Source organism: Paenibacillus sp. FSL H8-0332 (assembly GCF_037963835.1).
GTDB classification, from domain to species: domain Bacteria; phylum Bacillota; class Bacilli; order Paenibacillales; family Paenibacillaceae; genus Paenibacillus_AQ; species Paenibacillus_AQ rhizoplanae.
The window spans coordinates 5,607,402-5,619,436 of the sequence record NZ_CP150145.1 but is presented as its reverse complement, the minus strand read 5'-3'; the positions used below and the strand labels follow the sequence as shown (position 1 = coordinate 5,619,436).

The window sequence follows — 12,035 nt, the reverse complement described above, 5'->3', positions numbered from 1 at the left end:
GGAGAAGCCGCGCCGGGCAGGGTCCGGCAGGAACAAACTATGAATATCTGGAGGGATTGTGTTGAAACCGGAACGACTTATTTATACCTTCGTCAGCTACGCTGCCCATTATGATGCAGACTGGGGCAAGGGTGTCGCCCTTGACGGGATTGAGCGGACTGCGGAGCTTGCGCATAAATATGCGATTCCCGTAACCTGGATCGTCAACCGGGGCTCGATTCCGGTCCTGCGGGAACGGATCGGGGAATGGCATGCGGCCTACGGCGATGATGTCATCCTGCAATGCCCCTTTTTCGAAGAGGAGGCTGGCTCCTCTAAGGAGGTGCTGAAGCGGCGGCTGGAAGAGGATTGGTCGCTGCTGCAAGAGGCCTTCCCATGGGCCACCACCAAGGTGGCCGCAAGGGGGAAGATTTACAATGAAGTGATTGAAGTGCTGGAAGAACTGGATTTTGAAGGCATGTGGGGATATTGCTATGAGCAGTTCTGGTGGGATGGCATCACCCATAAGGGCATTCCCTGGGGGTCCTGGTATGTGAACAGCGGGAGCTTCAAGGTGCCGCATTCCGGCCGGGGCCAGGTGGTGGCCTGTGAATGGACCGCCCGTGACCTGCATGCCACCTACCATACCGGCAGCCCAGTCATCTATTCCACGGATCCCAACGATGTGCTGCGCGCCGGTCTGTGTACGGGAGAGAATATCGACTACTGGAAGCATCTGTTCGATGAATATTTGTTCAATACGGATCATAACGGGCAGGTGTTTTTCCTCCAGCAGCAGGAAGGCCATGAGATGGAGTTCACAGACCGGTTCACTGTATTCCCGGCTTCCCATGTCGAGGAATGTGCAGGGATGCTGGATCTCTTTTTTAACTATATTACCAGCTATCCTATTACCTTAACGACTTTACCCCATGCTGTACGCCTGTATAAAGAGCAGAATGAATACACGGCACCATCTTATATGCTGACCCATGATTATCCGGTACGGCCGGAGGTTAACGAATACACCATGACTCTGGGCGGAGTGGGCTTCGGCCCTTGGCCGGAAACCTTTCTATACTATGATAAAGAGTGCCAGCTGTCCTTCGTGGAGGGAGAATGCAGGCCCCGTCTGCTGCGCAATTACATCGGCAAGCTGAACATGAACGATGATTTCACAGAAGCTGTTCCGCCGGTATTCGTGACGAAGTACCTGAAGACGGATACGGTGATTGAGCTTGAATATGAGATTGGGAGCAGCAGCGCTGTTCCGTTCGGGTTAGTGTACTGGGATGATCTGGCGGGCTATGAAGTCAGCGCATGTTCAGGCGGTGCTGAAGTTAAGCTGATTAAGGATAAGCTAGCCTTCCTCAGATTCAATCTGACCGGCGGCCGGCAGACAATCGGACTTACACTCCGCTTAAAAAGGAGGCTGGAAGGCCATGCATAAAGTACTGTGTGAACTCAAGGAGGATGAGCGGCTGTTCTTCGAACAGGCCCTGAAGTTTGCGGTAGGTAAAATTGAGCAGAATCTGCCCGTATATACGGAGCTGTTCCCGGCGTCGGCCAGCCAAGGTCTGGTCTATCCTGCGATAGAGAATACGGACTGGACGGCCAGCTTCTGGACCGGCATGGTCTGGCTGGCGTATGAATGGACCGGAGACAGCAGGTACCGGGAAGCGGCAGAAGAGCAGTTGGACAGCTTCCGGAGGCGGGTGGAGGAGCGGATCGCGGTGGATACGCATGATCTGGGTTTTCTGTACAGCCTCTCGGCGGTTGCTGCCTACCGGATTACCGGCAATCCGGCGGCGCGGGAGATGGCGCTGGAAGCGGCCGGACTGCTGGCGGACCGTTACTTTCCCGAGGCTGGAATCATTCAGGCCTGGGGAGATCTGAATGACCCGGCGCAGCGCGGCCGGATGATTATTGACTGCCTGCTGAATCTTCCGCTGCTCCACTGGGCTGCTGAAGAGACCGGGGACAGCGCCCTGGCATCCATAGCCCACCGACACGCCCGGCAATCAGCCCGGTATCTGGTCCGTCCAGACCATACCTCCTATCACACCTATTATATGGACGCGGAAACGGGTAAGCCGCTGTACGGCAACACTCATCAGGGGTATGCCGATGATTCCTGCTGGGCGAGAGGACAGGCCTGGGGCATATACGGCTTCGCGCTTGCCTACGCGCATACGGGCGATTCATCGCTGCTTGATGCCTCCAGGCAGCTGGCCGACTATTTCCTGGCAAAACTTCCGGCAGACGGCATTGTGTATTGGGATCTGATATTTACGGACGGCGACGGCCAGGAGAAGGACAGCTCGGCTGCTGCTATTACTGTCTGCGGGCTGCTGGAGCTGTTCCGGCAATTACCGGCTGACGATCCGGGTGCAGCCGGATACAGAGAAACTGCCCTGGAGATGCTGGCTGTACTTGCTGAGCGGTACACAACGAAGGAGCATCCTCATTCAAACGGAATTCTGCTGCATGGTGTCTATAACAAACCACGGGGTTGGGGGATTGACGAATGCACCCTCTGGGGGGATTACTTCTACTGTGAGGCCTTGATGCGGGTGCTTGGAGAGTGGCAGCGTTATTGGTAGATAAGTTCTGGCGACCTGGATCGACAATTTTTATATATCATGATATATTATTATGTATGATACTGAAAAATGAATGTCAGGGGACCAAGAACGTTATGACTGAATCTACCTCTTCCAAGCCGATGTATGAGAAGATTTTTGATGAAGTGAAGGAGAGCATCCTTACGGAGGCTTATAAACCCGGAGAACGGGTTCCTTCCGAGAAAGAGCTGGCTGAAACCTATAAGGTCAGCCGTATAACCAGCAAGAAAGCACTTGAGATGCTTGCCGCCGAACGGCTGATTGTTCGCAAGCCCGGCCGCGGCTCGTTCGTAGCAGATGCTTCCGCTGGGCAGCCTGACCCGGGGATGAACATCACAACCCCTGCTGCCATGAAGATTCACTCCGGTGACAAAACAGTCGGCCTGATCATCACCGACTTTGGAAACAGCTACGGGACGGGGCTGATCTACGGGATGGAGCAGGCTTCACGCGACAGTGACTGCTTCCTGGTGCTGCGGAGAACCTTTGGTATTCCGGAGAATGAGGAGCAGGCGATCCAGAAGCTGCTGAAACTGGGTGTGGACGGTTTGATTATTTTTCCGGCCCAAGGCGAGTATTTCAATGCGGAAATTCTGAAGCTGGTCATCAGGCGGTTTCCGCTCGTGCTGGTAGACAGACATCTCAAAGGAGTGGCTGCGGCATCCATCAGCTCCAATAATCTGGAGGCAGCTCTCGATGCGACGGAGTATTTGTTTGACCTCGGGCATACGCATATTTCATTTCTGTCTCCGCCTCCCGTGGATACCACTGCCGTGGAGGACCGGATTGAGGGCTTCATTCAAGCCCATGCCCAGCGGGGAGTCGTGGTGGACAAGGAGCTGTGGGTCAGCGATTTAACCTCGACGCTGCCAAAGTCTTTTAATACAGATAATATTGAACGGGACCTCTCGCGGCTTGTAACCCATCTGCAGAGCCATCCGTCAATCACGGCGTTATTTGCCATTGAATACAATATCGCGCTGCTCGCGAAGACTGCGGTGGAACGTCTGGGACTGCGTGTACCTGAGGATATCTCCATTATATGCTTTGACAGTCCGCCGACACATCTGGGCAGCGGCTATGCCTTCACCCATATGCGGCAGAATGAAGAGGAGATGGGCCGGATTGCCCTGGAGAATGTGCTCAGTATTATGAACGGCCAATCCGTCCCCAATAAGGTGATGCTGGAAGCTGAGCTGGTTCCCGGGAATTCGACCGGCCCTGTCCGTCACAACAAGCTGCTGTAATCCGCAAACCCATTCCGCCGGATGGGTTTTTTTGGTGCGCTCAAATGGATCCGTCTCCGGTTCGGAGGTGAAGCTTGCAGTCTAGCAATTACAGTGCATTTCATATGTTAGTATATTATTATCTATAAATACATATTGACATATCATTTAAATGCCAATATACTCATTTGTGAAAGCGCTTCATTGAATAAAAAGGAGGTCATTCCGACTGAAAGCGAGCAGGGGTCTGGCGGAAGATTAACTTGTGGAGCAAAGAGGCTGGCAGCCCTGGAACCTGTAACAGACAAATACAAATTAAGGGGATGAAGCAATGAAAAAAGGTTTGGTTACGGCACTCTCGGTGATGATGGTCGCTGCCTTGGCGGCGGGCTGCAGTGGCAATTCGGGACAAGAGAATGCTGCGAATGAGGGCAAAGCCGGAAGCGGCAGCAGCGGAAAGAAGACGGAGCTCACGTTCTGGGGCGATTGGGGCGGTGAAGGCCAGAAGCAGTTCGAGACCATGGTGAATGCCTTCAACAAATCCCAGGATAAGATTCATGTCAAATATGTGCTGCAGCAGGATATGATCACCAAATTCCTGACTGCGGCTACGAATGGCGGCGCTCCCGATGTGCTGTTCTGGGACCGCTGGCGGACCTCGCTGTATGCTCCCAAGAACGTGCTGCATCCGGTGGATGAGTACTTAACGCGTGACGGCATTTCCAAGGATGATTTCTACAGCGAGTCCTTGACCGAGCTCTCCCATGACAATAAGTTATACGGGCTTCCGCTGACCGTTGATGCCCGGGCGTTATTCTACAATAAGAAGCTGCTGGACGAAGCGGGACTTCAGCCTCCGGCTACCTGGGATGAACTGGAGCAGGCTGCTGCTAAGCTGACCAAGTGGAACGGCGACAAGCTAGAGGTGGCAGGCTTCTCCATGGGTGACCTCGGCCTGTTCAATATGTATCTCCAGCAGGCTGGCGGCCAGATGCTTACAGAGGATGGCCAAACCAATTTCAATAATGAGCAGGGCAAGCAGGTGCTTGAATTCTGGGACCGCCTGATGAACAAAGAAAAGGTGTATAAGGTTGGCTTTGAGCTGGGACTTGGCGAAGGGCAGGATGCCTTCGTTACAGGCAAGGTCGCCATGCTCTATTCCGGGCCCTGGATGCTCAGTACCTATAACAAATACGGTAAAGATCTCGATTATGGCATTGTACCGCCTCCTGCCGGACCGGGCGGCGACAAAGGCAGTGTGATGGGCGGCTTCGGACTCGTTATTCCTGAGGGCTCCAAGCATCATGATGAGGCATGGGAATTCATTAAATGGTGGACAGCGAACAAGGATAACGCCTTGCTGTGGGCTAAGACCAGCCTCAATCTTCCGGGCTTCAAGCCTTCGATGGAAGATCCGTTTTTCCAGGATGATCCGCAGTGGAAGCCGTTCCTGGATACGCTGGAATTTGCCAAAATCCGTCCGGCGCATCCCGGCTATTCTGTGATGGAGACCGATGCGCTTGCGCCTAATCTTCAACTGAACCAGCAGAACAAGCAGAGCATTGAAGACACGCTGAAGAAGGCTCAGGAGCAAGGCGACAAGATGCTGAAGGACAATGCGGTTGTTAAGTAGTCTGCCCTGGAAGCTTGCCGGATGAGGAGAGGGGGAGTTGTATGGCTTCCATGAGAAAAGTGGAACGGCACGAAGCCCGGACGGCCTATGTATTCATTACGCCTACGGTGCTGCTGTTCGCTGTATTTACAGTCATCCCTGTTGTGATGGCTCTATATTTAAGCTTCACCAACTATGATGTGCTTAGCAGAAATGACTGGGTCGGCCTGGAGAACTACCGTCGCCTGATAGACGACAGTCTGCTATGGAAGACGTTCAAGAATGTGTTCTTGTACTCGATTATTTTTGTTCCGCTGAATATTATCATTTCCCTGCTGCTGTCGATGCTGCTGAGCAGGGCATGGCGGGGGGTTAAGCTCTTCCGCACCTTCTATTATTTGCCCACGCTGACCTCGGCGGTAGCGGCGGCGACCGTATGGATCTGGCTGCTGCATCCTGAATTCGGTCTGGTGAACGGCTTGCTGTCCTATGTGGGCATTACCGGCCCGGCCTGGCTGTCTGAGACAAGTACGGCCATGCTGTCCATTGTGATGCTCACCCTCTGGCAATCCGTGGGCTCCAACATGATTATTTATCTGGCCGGTCTGCAGGGTGTCCCGTATTATCTCTATGAATCGGCACGGCTGGACGGGGCGAACAAATGGGCCAGCTTCCGCTTCATCACTTGGCCGCAGCTGCGGCCGACGACCTTCCTGGTCAGCACGATGGCGATTATTGGTGCGCTGCAGCTGTTTGACCAGGCATTTGTGCTAACGCAGGGCGGTCCGGCCAATGTGACCAAGACCCCGGTCTATTTAATCTATCAGCAGGGCTTCAATCAGCTGCAAATGGGCTATGCCTCGGCGCAGGCCTTCGTGCTTGCTGTAGCCATTCTTATTTTTTCGCTGATTAATATGCGGGTCTCCAAAGCCGAAGAGTCGATCATTTAGGGGCAGCTTGTCCAGGAAAAGGAGGTTCACAGGATGGGTGTTACTGGCGGTTCGGCCTTGAAGCAGGGCCTCTACAAGCTCATTTTTTATATTGTATGTATCCTTATAGCAGTTGTTATGTTTCTGCCATTCTACTGGAGTCTGCTAACCTCGCTGAAGCCGGATGATGAGATTTTTGCGATGCCGATCCAGTGGTTTCCGAAGCATCTGACCTTTGAGCATTACCGCAAAGCCTTTTCAACGGTGCCTTTTGCGTTATTCTTCTGGAATTCGCTCGTGCTTGCCGTGTCGGGCGTGCTGGCCAACCTGTTTTTTGGATCACTTAGCGGCTATGCCTTTGCGAAGCTGAGATTCAGGCTGAACAAGCCGGTGTTCCGCGTGCTGCTGGCGGCAATGATGATTCCCGGCATTGTGACGATGATCCCGACAGTGTATGTGATGCGCCATATTCCATTTGCCGGAGGCAATGATATTTTTGGCGGGGGCGGCAACGGGCTGATGAACTCGTTCTGGGGCATCATTCTTCCCGGGGCCTCCGGGAGCTTCGCGGTATTCTTCATGCGGCAATTTTTTCTTACGCTCCCCAGTGACATGCTGGAGATGGCCCGGATTGAGGGCTGCGGGGAATTTAAAATTTTTTGGCGGATTTATCTGCCGCTTACCCGTCCGGCGCTGGCTACCTTGAGCATCTTCACCTTCCAGGCCGGCTGGAACAGCTTCCTGTGGCCGATGATCGTGCTGAATGATCCGGATAAGGCAACGATTCAGATGGGCCTGCAGGCTTTTTCATATAATTTCCAGACAGACTACGGGCCGATGATGGCCGGGGCGCTGGTGGCAATTCTGCCGATACTGGTGCTGTTCCTGGCGCTGCAGCGTTATTTTGTACAGGGGATTGCCTTCAGCGGCATCAAAGGCTGAGTTATCGGCCGGTGGCAAATCATAGACGGGGAGAGAGACCATATGAAGCAAAAAGAGCTTGAACAATGGGCGGAACGTGCGGACTCGGCGCAGGAAGCGCTGGAGGTATTCTTCTGGAACGAAGCTATCGGAATGTATGATATCGAGACTCCTTGTCCAGATGGAGCATGTAATACGGTCTTTCATTACTGGTGGATGGCACATGCCGTGGATGTGCTGGTGGACGGTCTGCTGCGGACCGGGGCTGCCGGATACCGTGAACGGCTATCCGCTCTGCATGCGGGACTGCTCCGCCGCAATGACGGGGTATGGCCCAATGAGCTGTACGACGACATGGAGTGGATGGCCTTGGCCTGGCTCCGCGCTTATCAGGCAACGGGAGATGAGGGATACAAAGAGACGGCCCTTATCCTCTGGACGGATATCAGAACCGGCTGGAACAGCCACTCAGGGGGCGGCATTGCCTGGCAGAAAACACAGCTGGATTACAAGAACACCCCAGCGAATGCCCCGGCTGCGATCCTAGCCGCCCGCCTGTATCAGGCTTTTGGAGATCCGCAGGACCTGGAGTGGGCGCATGCGCTGTATGGCTGGCTGCAATCCCATCTGGTAGACCCGGACACGGGCTTCGTCTGGGATGGGATGAACCGAACCGGTGACGGCGGAATCGATAAGGATTGGAAATATTCGTACAATCAAGGTGTGTATATCGGTGCGGCTATCGAGCTATACCGGATTACCGGGAACCGTGACTATCTTGAGGAAGCGCGGCGCACCTTCGCCGCAGCGGTCAAGGAGCTGGCTGGCCCGCATGACGGCATACTTCCGGATGAAGGCGGCGGCGATGCCGGTCTCTTCAAGGGCATTCTGGTCCGCTATGCGGCAGAGCTGGCCCTGGCCGAGCCGGAAGACGGCGCCGCGGCGGCCTTCCTGCGCAGCAACGCAGAGATGCTGTGGAGCCAAGGGAAGCCGGCAGACAAGGTGCTATTCGGACCCGACTGGACTACGGCGCCCTCGGATGTTGTTCAATTGAGCACCCAGCTGAGCGGTATTAAGCTGCTGGAGCGGATGGCTGTGCTTACAGGGACCAGGCAGCCGAATGCTCAACCCTCATTTTAAATAGGAGGAGCTGGCTTATGGATCATTATAACGGGACAGCATTAGCAGAGAACTGGGCAGCACGTGCGGACTGGCTTCAAGACTCCTTCTGGCGGCACTATTATAATGCGGACAGCGGAATTATGAACCAATGGTATCCGCGGGAGTACAGCAGGGCAGGCGACAATTTCTACTACTGGTGGCAGGCTCATGTCATTGATGTTCTGAGCGATGCTTATGAACGGACGGGGGATTCCAAATATGCCGAACGCATCCGCAGTCTGAGCCGCAGCTTACACGCCTATAACGGCGGGACGTTCACGCATAATTATTATGATGATATGGAATGGACTGCCCTTGCGCTGCTGAGGGTATATCAGGCTACCGGCGAAGCGGAATATCTGAGTGCTGTGCTTGAATTATGGGCGGATATTCAGACGGCTTGGAATGAACACTGCGGGGGAGGAATGGCCTGGAAAAAGGATCAGCCGGATTACAAGAACACGCCGGCGAATGCCCCGGCCGCTATTCTGGCCGCCCGCCTATACTCGCTGCTTGGACAGGAGGAGGATCTGAACTGGGCGATCCGTATTTACCGCTGGAATCAGGCGAATCTGGTTGACCCTGACACCGGGTTCGTATGGGATGGAATCAACCGGCAGGGGGATGGGCGGATAGATTACGGCTGGGAATTCACTTATTGTCAGGGGGTGTTCATAGGAGCGGGGATCGAGCTCTGCCGTGTCACCGGCGATTCCGGCTATGCCGCAGATGCCCGACGGACCGCTGAGGCCTGCATCGACCGCTTATGCCACGCTGAATCTATGCTGCTGCCTGATGAAGGGATTGACGATACCGGATTATTCAAGGGGATTCTGATCCGCTATCTGGTACAGCTGGAGCAGCATTTCCCCGGAAATGACCGGGTCCGTGAAGTCATATGGGCCAATGCCCGTACGCTATGGGTGCAAGGGCTGGACCGGACGCTGGGGCTGTGCGGACCCTCTTGGGAGCAGATTCCCGTGCTGCCGGTACAGCTCAGTGTTCAGCTCAGCGGTCTGATGCTGCTTGAGGGAGCAGCCAAGCTTACGCATTAGCCCATTGCCGACTGACGGTTATGGACGAAATGTACAAATGAAGGGGGTACCCGGAAATGTTCATCTGGAAGAAAGTAAGAACGGCCGCTGTTCTCTGTCTATTGTCCCTGTCTCTGACTGTGCCTGCTCCAGGTGCTGGAGGTACGGCAGAGGCTTTTACCGTATCCAATGCTGATGCTGCAATGAACTCATTCGTGCAGGTATTCTATGATTCTTCCGCCAAATACTTCTATACGAACAGCGATCATCTGATTCATTCCGAACATGCCCACGGACCGGATGGGGGGCTCTACACCGATTTCTGGTGGGAGGCACAGCTCTGGGAGACCGTAATGGATGCCTACGAACGCACGGGCAGCAATGTCTACCGCACGATGATTGATGACATTTACACCGGATTCAACGCCAAATACCCGGATATGATGACGAATCCGTTCAACGATGATCTGGGCTGGTGGGCGCTGGCCTGCGCAAGGGCCTATGAACTGACTGGAACCACGGAGTATCTGAACCGTTCCAGCTTCCTGTTTGGCCAAATCTACAACGAATGGGACGGCGCGTACGGCGGCGGCATCTGGTGGAGAAGGGATGCGCATGTACCGGGCCAAGCCAATGCCCAGAAGAATATGGCCACGAATGCCCCGATGGTCATGACCGCAGTCAAGCTGTATAGTGCCTACAATGATAATGCGTATCTGACCAAGGCTACTCAAATCTATAATTGGACCAAATCCACCCTGGTCAATGGCAGCAAAATCAATGATCATATTGAAGGTGCGGGCAGCGGTCTCATTAAGGATTGGGATTTCACTTACAATTACGGAACGTTCCTGGGGGCGGCTGTATCCCTGTACCAGGCTACCGGAGCTTCCGCTTACCTAACGGATGCCAACAATGCAGCCGGGTATGCCGTTAATAAAATGGTCTCCGCCCAGACTCTGTTGTATGAAGGGGAGAATGATGCTGCGGGTTTCAAAATGGTCTTTGCCCGCAATCTGAACCGTCTCCGTACGCTGGGCGGACAGCCGCAATACTTAAGCTTTCTTCAGCAGAATGCAACTCAGGCCTGGAATCACCGCCGCATGAGCGACGGAATCATCGGCAGCGACTGGCTGCGTAATACGGGCACTTCCTATGTGCAGAGCCTAGCTGCCGCTGCGGGCGCTTCCATTCTGCAGCTCGTTCCCGCTGACGGCTACACCGGATACATTGCCGGTAACGGGGCCTACGAAGCGGAGAATGCAGCGCGGACGCTGGTTGGTGGAGGCGGTATGATCAATGAGAGCACCAATGCCGGCTATACAGGAAGAGGGTATGTTGGGGGTTGGAACACAAGCGGCACCTCCATTGATTTCTATGTCAACCAGAATACGGCCGGAACTAGAACCGTGACCTTCCGCTACGCGGCAGGGGCAGGCAATGCTTCCCGCTTCGTAAAAGTGAACGGCACGGTTGCCGCCTCCAATCTGGTGTTCAATTCGACATCCAGCTGGAGTGCATACGGAACGGTATCGGTCACGGTACCGCTGAATGCAGGCTCTAACACCATTCAATTGGGGTATAACAGTGCACAGGGAAATACGAACTATCTTAATGTTGATTTGCTGAGCGGGCTTTAATTTTTGCGGGCGACGATGGAGTTTCTAGGTCCTGGAGGTAATATTGCAGCACAAGGGAGCGCCGTACGGCGCTCCCTTGTGCTGGCTTATTGGTTCTAGTGGATCATCAGATTTAAACAGGTGTAACGGACTGAGGAGCGCTTATTCCAGATGAAAGCCACCACTTGGGCAAAGTAACGGACCCCATAGGGCTTATTCTTGGAATTTCTACGCTTAAACCTCTCGTAGAGAGACGATAAGGTCCACTCCGTCCGTTAAACGGCAAAAAGCGGTGTTTTCCGGGGAATAGCGTCTCTCAGGTCCGTCAGAGCCCACTCATCGCGCCCACTCCAACTTTTTAAATCTGACCGTGTTAGTCCCCGGTCTCCACGATCCAGACCTCTGGCAGATTACGGTATTGCTCAGCATAGTCGAGACCGTAGCCGACGACGAATTCGTCGGGAATATCAATCCCGCTGTAGTCGATGGGAACATCGACCAGACGGCGTGAAGGCTTGCTGAGGATGGTGCAGATGCGTACGCTTGCCGCTTCACGCAGGGCGAACAGCTCCTTCAGATGCTGAAGCGTCAGGCCGGTATCGATCAGATCCTCGATGAGCAGGACATGCTTGCCGCGGATATCCATGTCGATATCCTTCTTGATCGTGATGACGCCGGAGGAGGTGGAGCTTGCCCCGTAGCTGGACACCGACATATAGTCGACGCCGACCGGAAAGGTGATCTCACGCATCAGGTCGGACATGAATACGGCGCCGCCCTTAAGAATGCAGATAAGGACAAGCTCCTTGCCCTCATAGTCACGCGAGATTTCAGCTCCCAGTTCTTTTACTCGTTGCTGCAGCTGGTCCTTGCTGACCAGAACTTTGGTAATTTGGGTCATGGTTGACGCTCCTTATGGATTAGGATGTG

General features: G+C 54.2%; 10 protein-coding genes. 9 read left to right on the top strand and 1 reads right to left on the bottom strand.

The features are described from left to right. Window positions 1-61: 61 nt before the first annotated feature. The 9 genes from NST43_RS24245 to NST43_RS24205 all read left to right on the top strand — a co-directional run bounded on the left by NST43_RS24245 (window position 62) and on the right by NST43_RS24205 (window position 11,126). Window positions 62-1,429: a hypothetical protein gene (locus NST43_RS24245; RefSeq protein WP_339219859.1), complete on the top strand. Its 1,368-nt coding sequence runs from the start codon at window positions 62-64 to the stop codon at window positions 1,427-1,429. Continuing rightward, window positions 1,422-2,582, top strand: a complete 1,161-nt coding sequence (locus NST43_RS24240; protein ID WP_339219858.1) for a glycoside hydrolase family 88 protein — start codon at window positions 1,422-1,424, stop codon at window positions 2,580-2,582. The genes NST43_RS24245 and NST43_RS24240 overlap by 8 nt, the downstream gene beginning before the upstream one ends. 95 nt (window positions 2,583-2,677) lie before the next feature. Further along, the gene (locus NST43_RS24235; RefSeq protein WP_339219857.1) at window positions 2,678-3,850 is read left to right on the top strand and encodes a GntR family transcriptional regulator; all 1,173 of its coding nucleotides are present in this window, start codon (window positions 2,678-2,680) and stop codon (window positions 3,848-3,850) included. 310 nt (window positions 3,851-4,160) lie between these two features. Then, window positions 4,161-5,462: an ABC transporter substrate-binding protein gene (locus NST43_RS24230; RefSeq protein ID WP_339219856.1), complete on the top strand. Its 1,302-nt coding sequence runs from the start codon at window positions 4,161-4,163 to the stop codon at window positions 5,460-5,462. Between the two features lie 41 nt (window positions 5,463-5,503). Then, entirely contained in the window at window positions 5,504-6,391 is an 888-nt protein-coding gene (locus tag NST43_RS24225) for a sugar ABC transporter permease (protein WP_339219855.1), read from the top strand. A gap of 33 nt (window positions 6,392-6,424) precedes the next feature. Beyond that, on the top strand, window positions 6,425-7,312 hold the full coding sequence (locus NST43_RS24220; RefSeq protein ID WP_173132356.1) for a carbohydrate ABC transporter permease: 888 nt from the start codon (window positions 6,425-6,427) through the stop codon (window positions 7,310-7,312). 42 nt (window positions 7,313-7,354) lie between these two features. Further along, window positions 7,355-8,431, top strand: a complete 1,077-nt coding sequence (locus NST43_RS24215; protein ID WP_339219853.1) for a glycoside hydrolase family 76 protein — start codon at window positions 7,355-7,357, stop codon at window positions 8,429-8,431. Window positions 8,432-8,448: 17 nt separating this feature from the next. After that, window positions 8,449-9,507 (top strand): glycoside hydrolase family 76 protein, encoded by a 1,059-nt coding sequence (locus tag NST43_RS24210; protein WP_339219852.1) that lies wholly within the window; start codon window positions 8,449-8,451, stop codon window positions 9,505-9,507. Window positions 9,508-9,563: 56 nt separating this feature from the next. Further along, complete coding sequence (locus NST43_RS24205; RefSeq protein ID WP_339219851.1) at window positions 9,564-11,126, top strand: glycoside hydrolase family 76 protein; 1,563 nt, start codon at window positions 9,564-9,566, stop codon at window positions 11,124-11,126. A 352-nt stretch (window positions 11,127-11,478) separates the two neighbouring features. Here NST43_RS24205 and hpt read toward each other — a convergent pair whose 3' ends face one another. Beyond that, on the bottom strand, window positions 11,479-12,006 hold the full coding sequence (gene hpt, locus NST43_RS24200) for a hypoxanthine phosphoribosyltransferase (RefSeq protein WP_209993996.1): 528 nt from the start codon (window positions 12,004-12,006) through the stop codon (window positions 11,479-11,481). Window positions 12,007-12,035 lie beyond the last annotated feature (29 nt).